Origin of the sequence: Paenibacillus sp. GSMTC-2017, from assembly GCF_016019935.1 — a bacterium.
Lineage (GTDB): Bacteria > Bacillota > Bacilli > Paenibacillales > Paenibacillaceae > Pristimantibacillus.
On the sequence record NZ_JAECMT010000010.1, the window covers coordinates 1 to 22380 of the forward strand.

A 22380-nucleotide genomic window follows, 5' to 3' on the forward strand; every position below is an offset into this window, starting at 1 on the left:
GATAAAAGCTACCCTGTGGATAACAGGCTTATCTCCCCCAAGAGTCCACATCGACGGGGAGGTTTGGCACCTCGATGTCGGCTCATCGCATCCTGGGGCTGAAGTAGGTCCCAAGGGTTGGGCTGTTCGCCCATTAAAGCGGTACGCGAGCTGGGTTCAGAACGTCGTGAGACAGTTCGGTCCCTATCTGTCGCGGGCGTAGGAAATTTGAGAGGAGCTGTCCTTAGTACGAGAGGACCGGGATGGACGTACCGCTGGTGTACCAGTTGTTCCGCCAGGAGCACCGCTGGGTAGCCAAGTACGGACGGGATAAGCGCTGAAAGCATCTAAGCGTGAAGCCCCCCTCAAGATGAGATTTCCCAGTATGTAAGACCCCTTGAAGACGACGAGGTTGATAGGTTCGGGGTGGAAGTGCAGTAATGTACGGAGCTGACGAATACTAATCGGTCGAGGGCTTATCCTAATACGCTTATATAGGTCATACAACTTATAAGCAAACAGCTAAAGACATTCAAGCAATCTTTCGTATCCAGTTTTCAGGGCGCAATCTCAATGTTAGTACGGACAAGCTTCGTAATAACAAAGTGATTTGCACATGACATTTGGTTATGTCATTTCTTGACCTTGATAGCGACCCCGAGCGCTTCAAGTGACACTTATCGGGGTGCAAAATGTGGCGGTGTAGCTCAGCTGGCTAGAGCGTACGGTTCATACCCGTGAGGTCGGGGGTTCGATCCCCTTCGCCGCTACCATATGGAGGATTAGCTCAGCTGGGAGAGCATCTGCCTTACAAGCAGAGGGTCGGCGGTTCGATCCCGTCATCCTCCACCATCTTTACAATGCGGAGCTGTGGTGTAGTGGCCTAACATGCCTGCCTGTCACGCAGGAGACCGCGGGTTCGAATCCCGTCAGCTCCGCCATTTTTATCTTGAATGTAAGGCTCGGTAGCTCAGTCGGTAGAGCAGAGGACTGAAAATCCTCGTGTCGGCGGTTCGATTCCGTCCCGAGCCACCATATTTTCTTTCTGCTTTTGGCAGTCAGACATACGTGGAGGATTAGTGAAGTGGCTAAACACGGCAGACTGTAAATCTGCTCTCTCCGAGTTCGGTGGTTCGAATCCATCATCCTCCACCACTTTTACATCAAGAGCCATTAGCTCAGTTGGTAGAGCACCTGACTTTTAATCAGGGTGTCGAAGGTTCGAGTCCTTCATGGCTCACCAGTATTTTAATCCATGAACGTTTAATAAAAGAGAGGCGCTGCCTCTCTTTTTTGTTTTCTAAATAATTATATTAAACAATCCACTATCGACGTGAACTGCAAACCAATTGTCTGACACCACTAACAATTGTAGAGCTATTCGCTATAGGTAGTGGATTTTTTAGTTTATTATACTGTTCAAAAATAGTGTTAATTACTGCTAATAATGATTGCTAACTGATTGGAATAATAGTAAACCAATATTATAATTGTTTGTGGGGTTATTTTCCAATTAACCTACATGAAAATATTACAAGTCATTTCAAAATCAGATGGGAAAAGGAGCGGATGTGACATGAAATAGAAACAATAAGTAGTCTAAGGAAGACTTGGAAAAAGAAAATGTATCACTTAATTGAAGCATAATTGAAAAAGTAGCAGCGGATCTTTGCCTGAGAATCAGAACATACTTCATGACTAGTCTAGCGTATTTTCTCGCAAGATCGTAAATCCTAATCCGAAGGAGAAATCGATATGAGAAATACAATATTATGGGGAAGAATTCAAATTCAGACGTGCAAGGTATTATGTATATTAATAGCAATGACATGCCTTATTCCGCTCGTTCCGACCCAGGTGAATGCGAATGCAGTAAATCTGCTTACTGGCAGAAGCTACACGTCAAGCGTGACAGCAGATGCTTCCTATACAGATAATGGGGGAAAAGAGTTGACGGACGGTATAACAGCTTCACCATTTCTTGCAGATGCAGCTTGGCAGGGGCGATTTAATCAAACTAATTATACGATCACAGTAGACCTAGGCAGCGCAAAGACATTTCAACAATTCGATGCTGGATTTTACAAATATACCGGGGCTGGGATTCAAACACCTACAGGTGTAACATTTAACTATTCCACTGACAATGTCACGTTTACTCCTGCTTGTTCATTGGCAGAGCAAGGACAGAACAATGATATCGTTCGTGTCTCTTATCAATGTACTGCGGCTTCACCCGTTACGGCTCAGTATGTGCAAATGAAAGTTATCGGTACTCCTAGCACATGGTCATTTCTTGATGAGTGGACTGTTTTGCAAGCGATTCCAACGTCAAATGGAGCTATTCAGCTAAGTGGAACTTTTGTACAACCACAACTTGCTGATAAATGGAGTCCAGCAGAATGGGATAAGGAATTTCAATATATGAAAAGTGTCGGAATGGATCACCTTATATTACAGTGGTCTGCAGATACTAAACGTGGAACAGCTGTCTATCCGACCTCGGTACCGGGATTAACACAGAATACATCTAACGATCTTGTAACAAAGCTACTCCAAAAGGGAGCCCAATATGGAATCGATATATACATTGGTTTACAGGTTAATGATGATTGGTTTAACCAATATGCCAATAATGTAGCCTGGCTTAACAATGAATCGGGATTGGCTGGACAATTGGTAGGAGATTTGTGGACCCAATATGGAAGTTACACCTCCTTCAAAGGTTGGTATCTGAGTTTTGAGGTAGATAATTGGCATTTACCTTCTGCCACAGAATGGCAGAGATTAGTTGACTTTTATAACAGTGTAACAACTGCGGCAAGTGCAATAACTCCTGGACTACCTGTTATGATTGCACCATTCTATAATGTATCTGGCGGTTTGAATCCTGCTGCATGGGAAACGATGTGGAACTACATATTAAGTCGAACGAATATCGATATTATTGCATTGCAAGATGGAGTAGGTGCAGGAAATGCAAATACATCAGACTTGGCAAGTTGGTTTGCAGCGACCAAAAACGCAATACTCACATCCAGTCCAAACACCTCTCTATGGGCAGATACTGAAACATTCAGAACGGGCAATAATCCGATGGATATGAAGTTAATGATCGATAATATGGTGGCAGTAAAACCATACGTCAGTAAATATACGAGTTTCAGTTTTAATCATTACATGAGTCCTCAAGAAGTGAATCCGTTATATTTTGAAACGTATACTAACTACCTTGCAACAGGATTAATGGATGCTCTTGTTCCAACAGTACCAGTAGGATTGACAGCGACGACAGTAGATTCTAAAACGGTGAATGTTAACTGGTCAGCATCGTTCGATAATTCAGGCGTCGTAGGCTATCATGTCTATCGTGATGGAGTTATTATTCATACTAGTTATAATGGAGCTACAGGCTACACTGACAAATCTTTGTTACCGAGTACTTCATATACGTATGCCGTAAGAGCATTCGATGCTGCAGGCAACCAGTCACCTATGTCAGTTGCGACATCTGTAACGACGCCATCAGTTGCTTATCCTAATATTTTGTCGGTAAACAAATCCTATACATCATTGACTCTAGCGGACGTTTCATACCCGGATACGGCTGTCACAGAGCTGACGAATGGAATATTTGGCACAACAGATTACGGGCATGTAGCTTGGCAAGGTCGAAATACGGCTACGCCATACAGCTTTGTCATTGATTTAGGACAAGTACGACCAGTTGCTGAAATGACTGCAAACTTTCTGCAAGTCGAATCCGTCTTTATTTTCTTACCTCATGAAGTTCGATTTGCGGTATCTTCAGACAATAGCAGTTTTACAGACGTAGGAACGGTATTGAAACCTGCGCATAGTAACAATGATTTGACACATACGTTTCGTTTAACCGATTTAACCGGGATAGCAGGTCGTTATGTTAAAGTAGAAGTCATTCCTGCTAACGGAGCATGGACGTTTATTGATGAAATAGAGGCAAGAAACTAGAAATCAACAACTTTAAAAAGCTGTATGTAGAGTTTTACGACTCCCATGCAGCTTTTATTATAAAAGAGTATCATGAGTACTTATCTGACTAAACGTTTCATCTAAAGCTGATTAAGATGAGCTCTTGTGGTACAATGTCGGAAAAGAGCGCCTTTCATGGAGAGTGGAGCACAAATATGAGTACGACAGACTGGTTAAAGCCGCTGGAGCATATATTAAACTGTCCAATTCAAGTCACCACAAAAGACGTATCCGAATGGAAATCATTTATTGAAGAGGCAGATTCGGTGTCGAATCAAGGTGATTCGAGTAACATTTTGACTGCTGGTGTGTGGGCATTGAAGTTGAACTGTCTATGGTTTATTACTGAAGTTGATCGAAATACATTAACGGTACTGGAAGTAAGTAATAATGCAATCAACGAAAAAGAAAAAGAACTGATTAGTTGGACATTACAGCTTACGAACAAACATAAATTGCACAAGCTCGCAACCTCGATGTCGGATTCTGAGCGTTTAGCGATGAAACTTAGTGAATGGATAGAAAAACAACTGGAGTCTGATGAACCTATTTATTCATTGCCGGATCATCTTGTTGCTGGAAGCCGATTTTATCAAGAAATGATACCTTTCCTACTTATAACAGAGCAAGCAGGCACGAAACAGGCATCCTATTTAGAGTTAGAAAAGCTTCTGAAATCTTTCCTATCGGATGATATATTGTTAATTCCGCTCAAAAGCCAAGAATGGCTTATATGGGGACCTCTCACATTACTTAAAGATGCTGATGCAGATTTGTACGATCAATCCGAAGAAGAATCAGTTGAAGATAGTTTGTCCTCAATTGCGCTTGGTTTGCATGAAATGTTAGCGAGCGAATGGCTTGGGGAATGTCATCTTGCAGTTATTCATCCCGTATCACCAGCGAGAGCTATTATAGAGACGACATTAACACTTAGAGAAACGATTAATTTAGGTCGTAAGTTTCACGTTGGTACAAACATTCATCTCCCTTGGAAGATGCAATTGGAACGATTGTTAAACGCTATCCCAGAGATGCATCGATCCAAATATTTAGAACAATCTCTTAAACGAACGGATCTATTCGTAGAGGTAGAGATGCTTGCTACGTTAGAAACATTTTTCTCGCTGGACTGCAATGTCAGTGAAACAGCTAAGAAACTATACATACATCGAAATACACTGTTGTACCGCTTGGACAAGCTGAAGCAAGAAACGGGGCTTGATGTTAGGCTGTTTAGAGATGCAGTTTTGGTAAAGATTATATTACTATTGTACAAAGTTACGAAAAGGAATTAATTTTTTTGTAAAGTATGTGCATAGTCATACATCTTCCTGTGGGATAAGATAGATCCATAAACGAAATTTCTTTTTAGGGGGAAAACATATCATGGCAGGCGTACGCTTAGAAGGCATTTACAAAAAATATCCGGGATCAGACAAGGCATCAGTAACGGATGTAAACCTAGACATCAAGGACAAAGAATTTCTCGTATTGGTCGGACCGTCCGGCTGCGGTAAATCCACTACTCTCCGTATGATTGCAGGTCTTGAGGAAATTTCGGAAGGTAAATTGTTCATCGGCGACCGTCTCGTGAATGATGTAGCTCCTAAAGATCGCGATATCGCGATGGTATTCCAATCTTATGCTCTTTACCCGCATATGAACGTGTACCAAAACATGGCGTTTGGTCTTAAACTTCGTAAATTCAAAAAAGCAGACATCGACAAACGTGTTCGTGAAGCTGCTAAAATTCTAGATATCGAGCATTTGCTTGACCGTAAGCCAAAAGCACTTTCTGGTGGTCAACGTCAGCGTGTTGCACTAGGTCGTGCGATCGTTCGTGAACCGCAAGTATTCTTGATGGATGAGCCTCTTTCCAACTTGGATGCAAAACTTCGTGGACAAATGCGTGCTGAGATCAGCAAACTGACAAAACGTCTTGAAACAACTACTATCTACGTTACGCATGACCAAATCGAAGCAATGACGATGGGTGACCGTATCGTTGTAATGAAGGATGGTTTCATTCAACAAACGGCTTCTCCAGAAGAGCTTTATAACAACCCAGTAAACATTTTCGTGGCAGGCTTCATTGGAGCTCCTTCCATGAACTTCATTACAGGTTCGCTTGCTGAGCAAGGCGGCGTAGTTCGTATCAAAGCTTCAGGCGTTGACGTTGTCGTTCCTGAAGGTAAAGCTGCGATTCTTCGTTCTAAAGGATACATCGGCAAAGAAGTTATCCTAGGCATTCGCCCAGAAGATATTCATGAAGAGCCAGTATTCCTTGAAGCATCCCCTAACACAATCGTTAATGCGATTGTAGAGGTTGCAGAAAACCTTGGTCACGAAATGTACCTATACCTTAACGGTATCGGCACAGAAACAGTAATCGCACGTGTTGATGGTCGTTCAGGCCTTCGCGATGGCGCAACTGTTAAACTAGCTCTTGATATGAACAAGGTTCACTTGTTCGACAAAGAGACTGAACTTAACATTTTTGAGGGCTAATACCTCTTACAACAAAGAGTCTTCGGTTAATTCCGAAGGCTCTTTTTTTGTTTTTTTCTAAATAAGAGAAAACCGTTTGATGGCTACGAACGTCTAATGAATAACAACCGCAAGCTAGCTGCTAGGGCCGGGAGGGAAGGCATGAACGGGATGGATGAAAACGAGTTAACCGTTAGTGGCATACGCGGAGATGACGAAGCGCTCTTAAGGCGAATAGAGCAGGAGAAAAGCAAGATGTACGGTATCGCTTTTTCATATATGAGAAATGAATCAGATGCACTAGAAGCCATTCAAGAGACAGTATGTCGAGTATGGATGAAACGAAAGAGTTTGCGGCAAGAGAGATTATTTACTACTTGGATGATAAGGATTTTAATAAATGTATGTATGGACGAACGGAAAAAAAGGAAGCGAGAAAAGCCGATACCTTCTGAACAATTAGATTTAAAAGTGACGAGAAACGAGTCGATCGAAAAATTAAGTATGGCGGAAGAGATCATGAAACTGTCACCAAACCTCAGAATGGTCATTGTACTAAAATATTATCGAGATATGACAATAACAGAAATTGCAGACTTGCTTGAAAAACCGGATGGAACGATTAGGACATGGTTGCATAAAGCATTGAAGCAGATGAGGAAGGATATGAAGAGCGGAGAGGAGGTAACGCTTCATGAACAAATGGTGGAAGAAGGATGGGGAAGAGGGTAATAAGCTTTTACATCGAGAGGGAATTAGTGTAATGGATATAAGTGAGAGTGAGCTCGAAATAGAGAATAAGTTAGTGATAGATCGATTGATGAAAGATAAAACGGAGAGTAATCTATCGATTAAAGTCGAAAAAGGAGAGAAGTTAGATCAAAAGCTGGATGAAGCAATTTTACAAGGAATAAAAGAGGGACGTAGAAGGTCTATAAAACAAGCAAGAAAGCGTAAAAGTTTGTTGCTGGGAACTACGGCTGTATGTATGTTGTTGATGCTGACAGCATTTGTTCGAATTTCTCCTACCTTTGCCGCTATGATTAAAGAGATTCCAGGTTTAAGTGGTTTTGTTGAGTTAGTCAGACATGACAAAACATTAATGTCAGCAGTAGATAATGAGTTCATCCAGCCTGTGAATCGCTCAGATGAAAGGAATGGATATAAACTGACCGTCAACGGGGTAATTGCTGATTCACAAAGGGCAGTTCTACTATATACGGTAGCGGGACCCGGGATAAATGAGAAAAAGGTAAGGTCAATCCCCAAATTAAGTGACGAAAATGGTGGTGAAGTGACCGCGACTATCGTATCCGCCCACTACCCGAACGAAGAAGAAAAAGAACAGAGTAAGGTTCAAGATTATTTAGATATTGTAATGAGTACTGGAGTTCCAGTTCCACAAAAAATTGGAGTGAAGATGAAGGTAGGAACTGAGTGGCTAGAAGTTCAAGTTCCAATTGATCATGCAAAATTTGCTGAACTTAGAGAAGAAATTGAACTAAATGAAACGATAGAGGTTGCAGACCATCGTATTCACATCAAAAAAGCAGTAATTACCCCACTTCAAGTATCGATCACATTCGAAGGTGATGCAACAAATGTGAAACGGGTCAACGACTTTATCGATTTGGAGTTGGTTGATGACCGAGGGAGAACATATAAAACCAATATGGGAAGTGGGTATTTGGATACGGGTATTACGAGACATTTCCAGAGCGCTTATTTCCATAAACCTAAATCACTGAAACTAATTGCAAAAGGGGTCAAGTTATCGGAGCGGGACTTAACGGTGGTCATTGATACTGAGAAAAAGGTGGCACTTTCTGTTCCTGATTCGAAGCTTCAACTATCTAATATATATACATCGGATCAATATATCGATTTGGAATTTAAACTGCTCCAAAACGATGAACCGAGTGAACAAATTAGGCAATATTTGATTTTTAATTTTGATGCTATGTTTCGTGATGCTAGTGGTAAAACATATCCAATTGAACGCGGAGATAGAAAGGATAATGTAGCCACTTATGTTGGTGGAGATGAATTAACAGGAACATACTATTACCATATTGCAAACAAAGATTATGTTCAACCGCTAACTTTTGAGATATACGAGTATCCAGGCTACATACTCGAAGATATTTCTGTCGATATAAAATAAGAGTAGGCGCCATGCAATGGGAAACGTTGCGTTTGGCGCCTATTTGCATTACGATGAAGACATTGGAAATATCAACTACATTATATTGGTAACACATTGTTATACGAAGGAGGTCCATTTCGTGCCCAAAAAAGTAAAGGTGTCTGAACTCGTGAAACATTTCCAACTGGAAATTGTGGCAGGAGAGGACGGACTGAAGCGTAATATTCTTACTGATGATCTATATCGGCCTGGTCTTGAAATGGCTGGATACTTTCATTACCATCCAAGTGAGCGGGTACAATTGCTTGGAAGAACAGAAGTTTCGTTCCTAAACATGCTCGACAGTGAAGAACGGAAAAATCGGATGGAGCGTCTTTGTCATGAGGAGACTCCATGCATTATTTTGACTAGAGGGTTAGATGCACCTAAGGAATTGATCGAGCAATCTAATGAGACGAACATTCCAGTTCTTCGAAGCAATGTAGCGACTACGATTCTATCCAGTAGAATTACCGACTTTCTAGAGCGCAAGCTTGCTCCGACTGCTACTATCCATGGCGTTCTTGTTGATGTATATGGCGTTGGTATGCTTATAACTGGTGGAAGCGGGATTGGTAAAAGTGAAACTGCGCTGGAATTAGTGAAACGAAGCCATCGCTTAATAGCAGATGATGCGGTAGAAATTCGCCAAACGTCAGATGGGCAGCTACATGGAACTGCACCGGAACTTATTCGTCATTTGCTCGAAATTCGAGGTCTTGGCATTATAAACGTGATGACGTTATTTGGTGCGGGTGCTGTACGGACTCAGAAGAGGATTGGACTTGTTATTAAGCTTGAAAATTGGCAACAGGATAAACAATACGACCGGCTTGGCCTTGATGAAGAGACGACACGTATTATTGACACAGACGTTCCACTAGTGACTATTCCTGTTCGTCCAGGCCGTAACTTAGCTGTCATTATTGAAGTTGCAGCTATGAACTTCCGACTCAAACGAATGGGATACAATGCAGCATTACAGTTTACGAACAAGCTAACTGAAACGATTGCTGATGATGCAGATGACTTCGATTGATCGTAAAAAGATCGTAGAGGATAAGCTCAAAAAATGATAAAGGAGTAGGTTGAAGTAATGAATACACTCGCAATAGATCCAGTATTTTTCGAAATTGGATCGTTTCAAGTACATTGGTACGGCTTAATTTTGGGATTAGGCGCTTTAGTAGGTTTGGTATTGGCGATACAAGAAGGTAAACGGTTCAATATTAAACCTGACTTTTTTATGGATTTACTACTTATCGGTGCCCCATCTGCCATCATCGTAGCTCGTATTTATTATGTAGCCTTTATGTGGGATGAATATAAGGATAATCCGCTTGATGTATTTAAAATATGGCAAGGCGGTATTGCGATTTATGGTGCGATTATCGGTGCTTTTATTTGTGGAATTATTTACTCTAGATATAAAGGTTACAGTTTCTGGCGAATCGTAGATATTTGTGTACCTGGGTTACTTGTCGGTCAATTGATTGGTCGCTGGGGAAATTTCACGAATCAAGAAGCTTATGGTGGTCCTGTAAGTGAAGAGTTTCTAAGAAATACATTACATATCCCGCAATTTATTGTTGATCATATGTTTATTACAGATACTGCTTTCCCAGAAGGCGCGTTCCGTCATCCGGCATTTCTGTATGAGTCAGTATGGTGTTTAATCGGTTTAGTTGTTCTGTTCATTTTGCGTCGTCAGAAGTTTTTACGTGCAGGCGAGCTAATGGCAACTTACTTCATCTGGTATTCAATCGGTAGATTTTTCATTGAAGCGTTAAGAACGGACAGCTTGGCGTTTATGGGTCCTAGCTGGCTTGCGAATGTTGTCAATGGGCTTTGGTCACCGATGAGTACAGTATTCGATCAGGGTTACTTGGATCCTGCTTACGGAAATATCCGTATATCTCAGGCGATAGCACTGCTTCTCGTAATAGGGGCTATTATATTTATTATTGTAAGACGTCTAACGGTCAAAGTTCCTGTTTACTATTCTGACCCTATCATTACCACTCGACCTGATCGTAATGGTGAGAAGATTGAAAATGGTGAAAAAACGACGAATAATAAGTCTACAGAGAAACAAGATAAGTAAGTTAAGCAAGTCTAATAGATGAAATGATTGAACTGAAATGTGCAAGCCTCGAAAGTGGGTAAATCCATAAAAAGGTCACACATACTTGAGGTTAAAAAAGTGGATGAACGTATCTAGGAGGCAAGTACAGCGATGAGTAAAGTACGTACGATGTTATTTGATTTAGACGGCACAATATTGGATACAAACGAGTTAATTATTCAATCGTTTCTGGAATCATTGAAAGGTACGGTTCCAGAAGGATTTAATCGAGAGCATATTATTCCGAGCATGGGTCAACCACTGACTGATCAAATGAAGTTGTTCTCAGGACTTCAAGAAGTAGATCATCTTGTTGCTTCTTACCGAGAAATTAATCTTCGTTTGCATGACGAGATGGTCAAACCCTTCGAGCATGTTGTTGAGGTAATAGAAAAGCTTCATAGCCAAGGGATACAAGTTGGGATTGTAACTACTAAAATGAGGCTTACGACAGAGCGAGGCCTTAAGTTTGTTGGCATCTATGATTATGTAGACGCAATTGTATCGATTGATGATGTTACACATCCGAAGCCGCATCCAGAACCTGTGAGCAAAGCCATCAAGTTGCTTGAAGCCGATCCGGCAACAACAATAATGGTCGGTGACAGTACTGTCGATATGCAATCAGCTGTTGCTGCTGGAGCTATTGCTGTAGGTGTTGCTTGGTCGCTTAAGGGCGGACAAGTGTTAAGAGATGCAGGAGCTACGTATGTTATCGATGATATGAAGGAATTGTATTCATTCATTTAGATGGGGTGAGCCCACGTGAGAGATGTTGAACGGTATCCTGTGGAGGGGCCTAATTCATTATGGCAAATCTACTCGACAGTAAGCAGAGTAAAGGGTATCTGTAATTTTATAGTTATCCAAATTACTCGTTATTGTCCTTCTCTTTCGTTGAAAAATTGGATATATCGTCATTTACTGGGGATGAAGGTAGGGGAACATGCTGCCTTCGCCCTCATGGTGATGGTAGACGTATTTTTCCCTGAACGGATTAGCGTAGGAAAGAACACGATCATTGGCTACAATACGACTATTTTAACGCATGAGTATTTAATTAATGAGTACCGACTTGGTAATGTAACGATTGGCGATCATGTGATGATTGGTGCAAATACAACGATTTTACCTGGTGTCACTATTGGGGATTATGCAATAATTGCGGCTGGTTCAGTTGTACATAAGGATGTAGCTCCGCATACATTTGTCGGAGGCAACCCAATGCAGGTTATTGAGAAGAAAATCAAAGAAACAGATACAGCATAATGACAGCGTTTACGAGGAAGGTTCTGTAAAGCGGTTTATTTCGTTTGTACCGTACAATGGATGCCTGAGGGCATCCTTTTTTTTAGACAAGATGAGTCATTAGCGGCTTGACGAGTAAGTAATAAGCGTGCTAAGATTACGACTAATTCTTTATTTTGTTAGCATGGTAACATGGTAGCACTTTAATGTATAAAAGCGTTATAAGGAGATTGCCAATGTCTAAACCAAAAATGTTTGAAAAGCCAATTGGCGTTAAAGATTATTTGCCTGCTGCAGTTAAAAAACTGCGTCAAATAGAGCAATCAGTACTGGCCTGTATGAGGGGCTGGGGCTATGAGCAAATCATAACACCAACGATGGAATATTACGATACGGTAGGCGTTGCAAGCTCAACGTCAGACCAAAAATTATATAAGTTGCTTAATAATCGTGGTACTACACTTGTTCTACGTTCAGATATGACCGCTCCTATCGCGCGAGTTGTTTCTTCTTTATTAAAAGAAGAGAAGTATCCGATACGTTTGTCCTATCATTCTAATGTATTTCGTTCTATTGAAGAAGAGGCAGGACGTGAAGCTGAGTTTTTCCAAACGGGTGTTGAGCTCGTAGGAGATCATTCAGCTGAAGCGGATGCGGAAGTTATTGCACTTGCGATTGCATCGCTTAAAGCTGCTGGTGTAGATCGATTCAAAATTGCGATAGGCCATATTGGGTTTTTAAATGGGCTATTAGGAGAGACGTTGAATGGTCGGGAAGAGGAACAAATGCTTCTGAAGGCCTGTCTACTTGGTAGGGATTATGTTGGTTATCGAGAGCAATTAAGCAAGTTATCGCTTGATGAGCCTGTACGACGTGAACTGGAAGGTGTTTTGCGCTTACGCGGCGGGCAAGAAATGTGTAATCAAGCTATTCTATTAAGCTCCGATGTGAGAGCACAACAATCGATTCATCATTTGTGCGAAATATGGGATGTTCTAGATGCATACGGTGTAAGCGAGCATGTACTGATAGATCTGACTATGATCGGGGATTTCTCTTATTATACAGGAATGACTTTTGAAGGTTATGCAGCAGATATGGGTTCCCCTGTAGTAAGTGGGGGACGTTATGATAATCTAATTTCACAATTCGGCAGGTCGGCTCCTGCAACAGGTTTTGCGTTAAAGACGACGCGAATTCTCGAGCTTCTAGGAGCTGAAGTGGATAACGAAGAAGAGCAAACGCTTATTGTTTACGATTCTACGGGGAGAAATGAAGCTTTGTCCTCAGCACAGCTGCTTAGAAGCCAAGGGAAGAGCGTACTAACAGAGCGTGTGACTAGCTTGAGCGAAGAGCTTAACGTTGTGTCCCAATCGGGCGAAGCTTTTACTTACAAGGGGAGACGGTATACAACTCTGCAATCCTATGTCACTTCAGCGGTAGGAGGGAGTAACAAGATATGAGTAAAGATATCCAAAAAGAAATATTGAAAGTTGCAATGCCAAAGGGTCGAATTTATAAGCAAGCATCGAAGTTGTTTCGCGAGGCTGGTCTTCCGATTCCAAGTGATTTTGACGATACACGCAAACTAATTATCGACTTACCTGAAGCGAAAATGGAATTCATTATGGCTAAACCTGTAGATGTCCCAACATACGTAGAATATGGTGTCGCGGACATCGGGATCGTAGGTAAAGACGTTTTGATGGAGGAAAATAAAGACGTCTACGAACTGCTTGATCTTGGTATTGCGAAATGCCGGATGTCTGTTATAGCGCTTCCTGATTGGAAGCCAACTATTCAGCCGCGTGTTGCGACCAAGTACCCCAATATAGCATCGGCTTACTTCCGTGAGAGAGGCCAACAGGTAGAAGTTATTAAGTTAAACGGCTCAATTGAACTAGCGCCGCTTATTGGCTTAGCCGATAGAATTGTAGATATGGTAGAGACCGGAGAGACGCTTCGAGAGAATGGGCTTGTGGAGATGGAATCCATCTTCGGCATTACGAGCCGACTTATTGCGAACCGGGTGAGCTATCGGATGAAAAATGAGTTCATTCAGAGCTTATGTGACAGGTTGCAGGATGTTATTGCTGGTGTGAACAAGTGAACGGCTAGAAGACCGATTGTAGAGTAGAGCATATATGAAGGGGGCGGTGCGAGTGCGTATTATGCGAGCGGAGCAATTTGGGTTAAAACGTGAGGTGGAATACGGGACACCAGAGCAAAATGAAGCAGCCTTGCGGATCGTCGGTGACGTCAAGGCGGAGGGTGATGCGGCGCTGCTCAGGTATACGGAGCAGCACGATAGGGTGAAACTTGATGCGTCAGAGCTGCGCGTGACGCAAGAGGAAATCCACGCGGCATATGATCGCGTGGACGAAGCATTCCTCACAGCCATCCGCGAGGCGGCTGTGAACATTCGAAAATTCCACGAGAAGCAATTGCGCAATTCGTGGATGGACCTGCAGCCGGACGGTACGATGCTGGGCCAAATTATGCGACCGCTGAAGCGGGTCGGCGTATATGTGCCCGGCGGCAAAGCCGCGTACCCTTCGTCCGTGCTGATGAATGTGATTCCGGCACAAGTGGCTGGAGTGCCGGAGATCGTTATGGTAACGCCGCCAGCGACCGGCGGCAAGGAAGGTATCGACCCGTATATTCTCGTTGCCGCCGCGGAAGCGGGCGTCAAGGAGTTGTATCGGGTCGGTGGAGCTCAAGCCATCGCGGCACTTGCGTATGGCACAGCAACGATTGCACCGGTCGATAAGATTACTGGACCGGGCAATATTTATGTCGCGCTGGCGAAGCGCGCGGTATACGGCGCTGTTGATATTGACAGCATCGCAGGGCCAAGTGAAATTGTAGTGCTCGCTGATGAAGGGGCAGAGCCTTCCTACATAGCGGCTGATCTACTCTCACAGGCTGAACACGACGAGATGTCTTCAGCGATACTGATCACGCCGTCAGAGACACTTGCAGAAGCCGTTGCCGCTGAAGTGGAACGTCAACTGAAGGAGCTGCCGAGAGAAGTCATTGCAAGAAGCTCAATCGACAATTATGGCGCTGTGTTGCTTGTGGATTCGATAGAAAAGGGAATAGAGGTCGTAAACCAGCTGGCGCCAGAACATCTTGAGATTTTGACGGCAGATCCGATGAAGTTGTTAGGCTACATCGAGAATGCTGGGGCGATATTCCTCGGTCCGTACAGCTCGGAGCCTGTAGGCGATTATTTCGCCGGACCGAACCATATCATTCCGACTAACGGAACGGCGAGATTCTCCTCGCCCGTTAATGTGGATGATTTTATGAAAAAGTCGAGCTTAATTTATTATAGCAAGGAAGCATTATTTGCTAATGGGGACAAAATTTTGACGCTTGCGCGGCATGAAGGACTTGAGGGCCATGCAAGAGCGATCGAAATAAGGCTAGAGAAGGAACGCGATATTTAGTAGTAGTGAGAATTGATGACAGATAGAGTACCAAACGTTCAAGCACTCTTTTAACGACATTATTATTCGAAGAAAGCAGGGATATATATGACAGATAAACTAGTACGTGAATCATCAATTACTCGGAAAACAAATGAAACGGACATTACATTGTCGTTTGGAGTAGATGGTACGGGTCAAACAACATTGGAGACTGACGTACCATTTCTAAACCATATGCTTGATTTATTTGCGAAGCATGGTCAATTTGATCTGAATGTAGACGCTAAGGGTGACATCGACATCGATGACCACCACACCGTTGAAGATATCGGTATCTGTTTAGGGCAGACGCTACGTGAAGCACTTGGCGACAAACGAGGCATTAAACGTTATGCTAGTGTGTTTGTTCCGATGGATGAGGCATTGGCACAAGTTGTTATCGACGTGAGCAACCGTCCGCATTTTGAATATAGAGCGCAATACCCATCGTCTCAGGTTGGTAGTTTCTCTACTGAGCTCGTACATGAGTTCCTTTGGAAATTTGCTCTTGAAGCACGAATAACACTACATGTTATCGTTCACTACGGTCAAAATACGCATCACATGATAGAAGCGGTATTCAAAGCGCTTGGAAGAGCGCTTGATGAAGCAACAAGTATTGATCCACGTGTGCAAGGAGTGCCTTCGACGAAGGGAGTGCTCTAGGATGATCGCCATTATCGATTATGGGATGGGTAATCTGCACAGCGTTAGTAAAGCGGTTGAGCGTCTTGGTTACGAAGCTGTTGTAGCAGCTGATCCGCAAACGATTATGGAAGCTGACGGTGCTATATTGCCAGGAGTCGGGGCATATGGCGATGCTATGGATAATCTTCGTGAAACGGGCTTGAATGAAGTAGCTAAAAGCTATGCGGCTTCTGGGAAGCCGATATTGGGTATCTGTTTAGGGATGCAGCTTTTGTTCAGTGGAAGTGCGGAATATGGGCAGAACGAGGGGCTTAATTTGTTGCCAGGAGAAGTGATTCGGTTTAGCGGAAAATTCAAAATTCCTCATATGGGCTGGAATAAGCTATCCTTCCATGAGCAGAACTCTCCACTATTCAAAGGATTAACAGAAGGACATGTTTACTTCGTGCATTCCTTTCATGCGAAGCCTGAAGTAGCCTCGGATTTACTGGCTACAACAGACTATTATGGGCCGGTTACAGCGATTGTTGGACGTAATAACGTATATGGAATGCAATTTCATCCAGAGAAGAGTGGAGCGCTCGGTATGGCACTACTGGGTAATTTCCTTGAGTTAACGGGAAGCTTGAAGCAACAAGTACAAGTAGCTACTTCTTGATAATAAATAGATAAAAGGAGAGGACAACATGCTAGCGAAACGAATTATCCCTTGCCTTGATGTGAAGGACGGACGGGTCGTGAAGGGCGTTAACTTCGTAAATCTTCGTGATGCGGGCGATCCTGTTGAGCTTGCGGCAACGTACGATCAAGAGGGCGCTGATGAACTCGTCTTTTTGGATATATCGGCATCTGTTGAAGGACGTGCCACTATGATCGAAGTTGTGAAGCGTACAGCAGGTGAAATTACGATTCCGTTCACTGTAGGCGGGGGCATCTCCCATGTGGATGATATGAAACGGTTGCTCCGTGCAGGAGCAGACAAGATCGGCATTAATACGGCTGCTGTCAAAAATCCAACACTCGTATCTGATGGAGCACGCAAGTTCGGATCACAATGTATCGTTGTTGCTATCGATGCCAAGTTCAATCCTGTATGGGGAGAATGGGAAGTATATACGCATGGCGGACGCCAGACAACCGGAATACGAGCTTTGGAATGGGCGCGTGAGATGGAACGTATGGGAGCGGGTGAGCTTTTATTGACGAGTATGGATGCAGACGGTACGAAGGATGGATTTGATGTTCGTCTGACTGCGGCAGTTTCCGACTCTGTAGGCATTCCTGTTATCGCTTCCGGCGGTGCAGGACGAATTGAACATTTTAATGATGTATTCCAAAATGCTCGTGCAGACGCAGCGTTAGCTGCTACCATTTTCCATTATAAAGAGATGACCATACAGGAAGTGAAGGACGATTTGCGCAAGAGGGGAGTCGAAGTTAGGTGACAGACAACAATTTAAATGAACTTATACAATCAATCAAATGGGATGCTAACGGATTAGTACCAGCTGTTGTTCAAGATGCACAAAGTAAAGAAGTGCTAATGCTAGCTTATATGAATAAAGAGTCATTATTGCGATCAATTCAGTCTAGTGTAACTTGGTTTTGGAGCCGCTCCAGAAATGAACTTTGGAACAAAGGAGCAACTAGCGGCCATACTCAGCGTATCGTATCAATGGCGTATGATTGTGATGGCGACACATTGCTTGTACGTGTGGAACAACAAGGCCCTGCTTGTCATACAGGTAGTTATAGCTGCTTCACCAATGGGATTGCACTTGCCGATCATAACAGCGAGCGTCAAGAAACAGAGGTATTTGATCCATCGAATCGTTTCAACATCATTAGCCGTTTAGAGGGCATCATTGCTGAGCGGTATGCCGAAAGGCCTGAGGGTGCTTATACGACATATTTATTCGACAAAGGAGTCGACAAAATACTGAAAAAAATCGGTGAGGAATCTTCAGAAGTGATTATTGCTGCTAAAAATAAGGACAATATTGAGCTGCGCAGCGAAGCTGGGGATTTACTTTTCCATCTAATGGTATTGCTACGTGAGAGAGGCCTTCCGTTAGATGACGTTTTGTCAGAACTTACAAGCAGGCATGGTAAAATCACAACCAATAAAATGCGATAAGGGTACATTTTCATAACTTTGTCGAAAAATAGTATGAATACCTTTTTGAAATATCGAAAAATCAATGTATAATAGGACAAGTAAGATTTTCGGTGGGGTTCTAAATTAATTGGTTGAAACGCTCAGGAGGGTATCATGTTAAGCGACAAGGTGCGTATTTTTTCGGGTTCGTCTAATCCGGTATTGGCTCAGAAAATAAGTAGAGAGCTTGGCCAGAACCTAGGTTCCATCAAATTGTCCCGTTTCAAGAGCGGTGAAATTTACGTTCATTATGAAGAAACGATTCGGAACTGTGATGTTTTTCTTGTTCAATCGTTCTCGCATCCCGTTAACGAGCATTTTGTCGAATTGCTTGTTATGATTGATGCGGCAAAGCGCGCTTCTGCAAGAACTGTAAATATTATTATGCCTTATTACGGTTATGCGCGTCAGGAACGCAAAGCTGCGCCAAGGGAGCCTATCTCGGCTAAGATGCTTGCTGATGTACTAACGACGGTTGGTGCAACACGTGTCATCACAATCGATCTTCATGCTCCTGCTATACAAGGATTCTTTAATATTCCAGTCGATCATATGACAGCGCTCGATTTAATCAGCGACTATCTCAAATCGAAAAATATTAAAAATCCTGTCGTAGTATCGCCAGACGCAGGTCGTGCATCTACAGCAGAGAAACTAGCCAATTATTTGGATACTTCGTTTGCTATTATGATCAAGAAACGTCCAGCTCATAATGAATCGTCCATTACACATGTGATCGGGGACGTAGCGGGCCAGACACCGATTATTATCGAAGACATGATCGATACTGGAAGCACGATTGTGAACGTTGTCGAAGGATTGAAGGAACGTGGCGCAGAAGATGTATATGTTTGTGCAACGCACCCATTATTCTCTGGAAATGCCATTGAGCGTTTGGATCATCCCAATATTAAAGAAGTCATTGTAACGGATTCCATTTTGTTACCGGAATCCACGCCTGAACGATTTAAAGTATTGTCTGTGGCTCCGCTTCTTGCGGAAGCAACTCGCATTATTTTGGACGGCGGATCGATCAGCACCCTGTTCAAAAACAAAGGTGTATAACGAACGGAACAGATTCGCAAGGCGTGTAATTGAATAAGACGACAACGGAGAAATCGCGGGTGGCCTATATGCTGTCCGCGATTTTCCCACATATTCTTTCGTGTTGAGTTCAGAGGGCTATGGTATAATCGTAAAAAACGGAATACAGAAGGAGGTGCCTTGCTGGTGAAGAGAAAAAAGCAGGTGGCTGTTAATGAGGAAACTAAAATAATACCTATTCAATGGGATGCAACGTTTTTTTTCGAAAGGGCAGTCCGTTCACTAGACCGATACCATTATGACAAGGCACTCAAATACTTCCGCAGAGCCGTTGAATACGAGCCAGAAAATCCTGTGAATCATTGTAATATGGCTGGCATTCTATCTGAGATGGGCAATTACGAGAAATCTAATGAAATATTAACTTGGATTATCGATGAGCTCGATCCTACTATGACGGAATGTCATTTCTACATGGCGAACAATTATGCCAATATGGAAAATTATGAAGCGGCGGAACGGTCGCTTATTCAATATTTACAGGAAGATGCGGATGGTCAGTATCTAGATGAAGCTGAAGAGATGATGGATTTGCTCCATTTTGAGCTTGAACGACCTACACAACTTACGAACATTAAGTCTCGTCAAGGTTTGGTTGAACATGATCAAGCTCGAGCGCTCCTTGAAGAAGGCAAGTTTACAGAGGCAGTTCGTATTCTTGAGGAAATTGCAGTGGAACAACCTGATTTTCTCGCAGCTCGGAACAATCTTGCTCTTGCCTATTATTATATGGGAATATTCGAGAAAGCAATGGAAGCTATTCAAGGTGTACTTAAGCATGAACCCGGAAATCTTCATGCGCTTTGTAACCTCGCTATCTTCTATCAGCATGAGGGAGACAAGGACAATTTGGTGCTTCTAGTAGACCAGTTGACCAAGACAGTTCCATTCCATCAAGAGCATGTGTTTAAACTCGCTACAACAATGGGTATCTTAGGAGAACACGGCGTCGCTTATCGACATTTCATTCGGCTACTCAAAGATAGTGAAGTGAATCAAGATCCATGTGTTCATCATTATGCTGCTGTGGCTGCTTTCAACATTGGGAAATTACAGGAAGCTGAGCGACTGTGGAAGCAAACGATTAAGCTGGATCCGAAATCAGGTATACCTGATTATTACATGGATCAATTGGTCCACGTTCAAAATGGTGAGACGGCTAGCCCAATCAGTTACCATTATCATTTGCCATTTGAGGAGCAGTTCAAGCTATGGGAGAAGACGACTGGTGGTATTCCAGATCATTTAAAGCGTGATCCACTAGTCCGCTCATCGTTTTTCTGGGCGCTGCGACATGGCGACCATCATACGAAGTTGCAGGTTATACAAGCATTTGGCATGATAGCTGACAATGAAGTGAAGGATGTACTAAGAGCATTTTTACTCGAGCCGGACGAAGATGACTATTTGAAGAAGATTGCGGTGTTCGTTCTTCGGACGATAGGCGTACAGGAGCCGCTTCATGTGATGCTTGAAGGTAAAACAACTGTCATAGAACCTAACAGAGTCCCGTCAAGGTTACCGGAGTGGGATGAGAAGTGGGAAGCTGTTGCTCAAGCTGCTATTAGTCGAATGAGTAAACATTATGATCTCGTTCAGCAGCATGATATGATGACGTTATGGGTTGAATTTCTAACACGTATGTATCCAAGTGTACCGAAGCTGACTAAGCCGGAAGGCTGGGCTGCTGCACTAGAATACTTGACAGCTAAGATGCATCGCAGAGCAATATCTTATCATGAAGTGTCTTTGCGTTACGGAACTTCGATTGCTACTGTTAGCAAACATGTAAAGCTAATAGATGAAGCATGTGGAATCAAGGAGAAGATGAAATCGATCAACTCCGTATTCTCTGCTCATGATTTGAAAGAAGATTAATTTGTTACGAGGTGAAAGAATTGTACAAATCCATTATTATTGGAACAGGTCCGGCAGGACTAACAGCAGCAATCTATCTGGCCCGCGCAAATATGAATCCTCTTATTATCGAAGGACCAGAGCCAGGTGGACAGCTTACAACTACAACAGAAGTTGAAAATTTCCCGGGATTTCCTGAAGGTATTATGGGTCCTGAGCTTATGGAAAATATGCGCAAGCAAGCAGAACGCTTCGGCGCGAAGTTTCTGACTGGTTGGGTTAATAGTGTAGACATGTCTCAGCGTCCTTTCAAACTTCAAGTTGAAGGGCACGGTGAAATCGTTGGTGAAAGCTTGATCATTTCAACTGGCGCATCCGCTAAATATTTGGGCATTCCAGGAGAGAGAGAAAACGTAGGCAATGGTGTAAGTACTTGTGCTACTTGCGATGGATTCTTCTTCCGCGGCAAAAAGATTATCGTAGTAGGCGGCGGCGACTCTGCAATGGAGGAGGCAAACTTCCTTACTCGTTTCGCAACGAATGTAGAGCTTGTTAACCGTAGAGATGAACTTCGTGCATCCAAAATCATGCAAGATCGTGCTCGTGGCAACGAAAAAATTAGTTGGAGCCTAAACCGTACTCCAGTTGAAGTTGTTGCTACTGGAATGGGCGTAAAAGGTCTTAAAGTACGGAATAATGAATCCGGCGAAGAAGAGGTTATCGAGACAGATGGTATCTTCATCGCTATTGGACATACACCTAACACGAAGTTCCTTGACGGACAAATTGATACGGATGAGAATGGTTACATTGTTGTGAAACCTGGCACTTCCGAAACGAATATCCCTGGTGTTTTTGCATGTGGCGACGTTCAAGATCATAAATATCGACAAGCCATTACAGCAGCGGGTAGCGGCTGTATGGCAGCACTCGATTGTGAGAGATTTCTTGAAGGCAGCATCACACATGATTGGAGCCAATCATTGTAAATCCAAAATGGGCGGATTGTTATTAAATAATGAAGGGCTTCACCTTAAGAGCAGAGTGCTTGCGGGTGTAGTCCTTTTTTATAGGGCAAAAGCAGTAAGGAATACAAGCTCGA

General features: G+C 43.0%; 19 protein-coding genes, 6 tRNA genes and 1 rRNA gene. All 26 read left to right on the forward strand.

Going from position 1 to position 22380, the window contains the following annotated elements; genetic code table 11:
* Positions 1-463 (forward strand): 23S ribosomal RNA (locus I6N90_RS23925); the annotation flags it as partial.
* 212 nt (positions 464-675) lie between these two features.
* Positions 676-752, forward strand: a tRNA-Met gene (locus I6N90_RS23930).
* Between the two features lie 3 nt (positions 753-755).
* Positions 756-831: transfer RNA gene (locus tag I6N90_RS23935), tRNA-Val, on the forward strand.
* A 12-nt stretch (positions 832-843) separates the two neighbouring features.
* Positions 844-920 (forward strand) — tRNA-Asp (locus tag I6N90_RS23940).
* Between the two features lie 18 nt (positions 921-938).
* A tRNA-Phe gene (locus I6N90_RS23945) sits at positions 939-1014 on the forward strand.
* Between the two features lie 35 nt (positions 1015-1049).
* Positions 1050-1134, forward strand: a tRNA-Tyr gene (locus I6N90_RS23950).
* A 12-nt stretch (positions 1135-1146) separates the two neighbouring features.
* Positions 1147-1222, forward strand: a tRNA-Lys gene (locus I6N90_RS23955).
* 512 nt (positions 1223-1734) lie between these two features.
* The gene (locus I6N90_RS23960; RefSeq protein WP_197938398.1) at positions 1735-3969 is read left to right on the forward strand and encodes a DUF4434 domain-containing protein; all 2235 of its coding nucleotides are present in this window, start codon (positions 1735-1737) and stop codon (positions 3967-3969) included.
* Between the two features lie 176 nt (positions 3970-4145).
* On the forward strand, positions 4146-5288 hold the full coding sequence (locus I6N90_RS23965; protein ID WP_197938399.1) for a PucR family transcriptional regulator: 1143 nt from the start codon (positions 4146-4148) through the stop codon (positions 5286-5288).
* Between the two features lie 91 nt (positions 5289-5379).
* A complete protein-coding gene (locus tag I6N90_RS23970; protein ID WP_197938400.1) occupies positions 5380-6501 on the forward strand; it encodes an ABC transporter ATP-binding protein in 1122 nt (373 codons plus the stop codon).
* Positions 6502-6642: 141 nt separating this feature from the next.
* Positions 6643-7212 carry a sigma-70 family RNA polymerase sigma factor gene (locus tag I6N90_RS23975; protein ID WP_197938402.1) on the forward strand — a complete coding sequence of 190 codons (570 nt, stop codon included), beginning with the start codon at positions 6643-6645 and terminating at the stop codon, positions 7210-7212.
* The gene (locus I6N90_RS23980) at positions 7175-8644 is read left to right on the forward strand and encodes a DUF4179 domain-containing protein (protein ID WP_197938404.1); all 1470 of its coding nucleotides are present in this window, start codon (positions 7175-7177) and stop codon (positions 8642-8644) included. The genes I6N90_RS23975 and I6N90_RS23980 overlap by 38 nt, the downstream gene beginning before the upstream one ends.
* A gap of 121 nt (positions 8645-8765) precedes the next feature.
* Entirely contained in the window at positions 8766-9704 is a 939-nt protein-coding gene (gene hprK / locus I6N90_RS23985) for an HPr(Ser) kinase/phosphatase (protein WP_332262511.1), read from the forward strand.
* A gap of 57 nt (positions 9705-9761) precedes the next feature.
* Complete coding sequence (gene lgt, locus I6N90_RS23990; RefSeq protein ID WP_197938408.1) at positions 9762-10769, forward strand: prolipoprotein diacylglyceryl transferase; 1008 nt, start codon at positions 9762-9764, stop codon at positions 10767-10769.
* 132 nt (positions 10770-10901) lie between these two features.
* Positions 10902-11540: a pyrophosphatase PpaX gene (ppaX, locus tag I6N90_RS23995; protein WP_197938409.1), complete on the forward strand. Its 639-nt coding sequence runs from the start codon at positions 10902-10904 to the stop codon at positions 11538-11540.
* 15 nt (positions 11541-11555) lie between these two features.
* Complete coding sequence (locus tag I6N90_RS24000; protein WP_197938411.1) at positions 11556-12059, forward strand: acyltransferase; 504 nt, start codon at positions 11556-11558, stop codon at positions 12057-12059.
* Between the two features lie 215 nt (positions 12060-12274).
* Entirely contained in the window at positions 12275-13501 is a 1227-nt protein-coding gene (locus I6N90_RS24005; protein ID WP_197938413.1) for an ATP phosphoribosyltransferase regulatory subunit, read from the forward strand.
* The gene (gene hisG, locus I6N90_RS24010) at positions 13498-14148 is read left to right on the forward strand and encodes an ATP phosphoribosyltransferase (protein ID WP_197938415.1); all 651 of its coding nucleotides are present in this window, start codon (positions 13498-13500) and stop codon (positions 14146-14148) included. The genes I6N90_RS24005 and hisG overlap by 4 nt, the downstream gene beginning before the upstream one ends.
* A 34-nt stretch (positions 14149-14182) precedes the next feature.
* A complete protein-coding gene (gene hisD, locus I6N90_RS24015) occupies positions 14183-15490 on the forward strand; it encodes a histidinol dehydrogenase (RefSeq protein WP_232243311.1) in 1308 nt (435 codons plus the stop codon).
* Between the two features lie 87 nt (positions 15491-15577).
* Positions 15578-16177: an imidazoleglycerol-phosphate dehydratase HisB gene (gene hisB / locus I6N90_RS24020; protein WP_197938419.1), complete on the forward strand. Its 600-nt coding sequence runs from the start codon at positions 15578-15580 to the stop codon at positions 16175-16177.
* A 1-nt stretch (position 16178) separates the two neighbouring features.
* On the forward strand, positions 16179-16817 hold the full coding sequence (hisH, locus tag I6N90_RS24025; RefSeq protein WP_197938421.1) for an imidazole glycerol phosphate synthase subunit HisH: 639 nt from the start codon (positions 16179-16181) through the stop codon (positions 16815-16817).
* A gap of 28 nt (positions 16818-16845) precedes the next feature.
* Positions 16846-17604: an imidazole glycerol phosphate synthase subunit HisF gene (gene hisF, locus I6N90_RS24030; RefSeq protein WP_197938423.1), complete on the forward strand. Its 759-nt coding sequence runs from the start codon at positions 16846-16848 to the stop codon at positions 17602-17604.
* Positions 17601-18296: a bifunctional phosphoribosyl-AMP cyclohydrolase/phosphoribosyl-ATP diphosphatase HisIE gene (hisIE, locus tag I6N90_RS24035; protein WP_332262512.1), complete on the forward strand. Its 696-nt coding sequence runs from the start codon at positions 17601-17603 to the stop codon at positions 18294-18296. Before hisF ends, hisIE begins: the two co-directional genes overlap by 4 nt.
* Positions 18297-18431: 135 nt before the next feature.
* Positions 18432-19382 carry a ribose-phosphate diphosphokinase gene (locus tag I6N90_RS24040; protein ID WP_197938425.1) on the forward strand — a complete coding sequence of 317 codons (951 nt, stop codon included), beginning with the start codon at positions 18432-18434 and terminating at the stop codon, positions 19380-19382.
* A 165-nt stretch (positions 19383-19547) separates the two neighbouring features.
* Positions 19548-21299, forward strand: a complete 1752-nt coding sequence (locus tag I6N90_RS24045; protein ID WP_197938426.1) for a tetratricopeptide repeat protein — start codon at positions 19548-19550, stop codon at positions 21297-21299.
* A gap of 20 nt (positions 21300-21319) precedes the next feature.
* On the forward strand, positions 21320-22267 hold the full coding sequence (trxB, locus tag I6N90_RS24050) for a thioredoxin-disulfide reductase (protein ID WP_197938503.1): 948 nt from the start codon (positions 21320-21322) through the stop codon (positions 22265-22267).
* Positions 22268-22380: the final 113 nt, after the last annotated feature.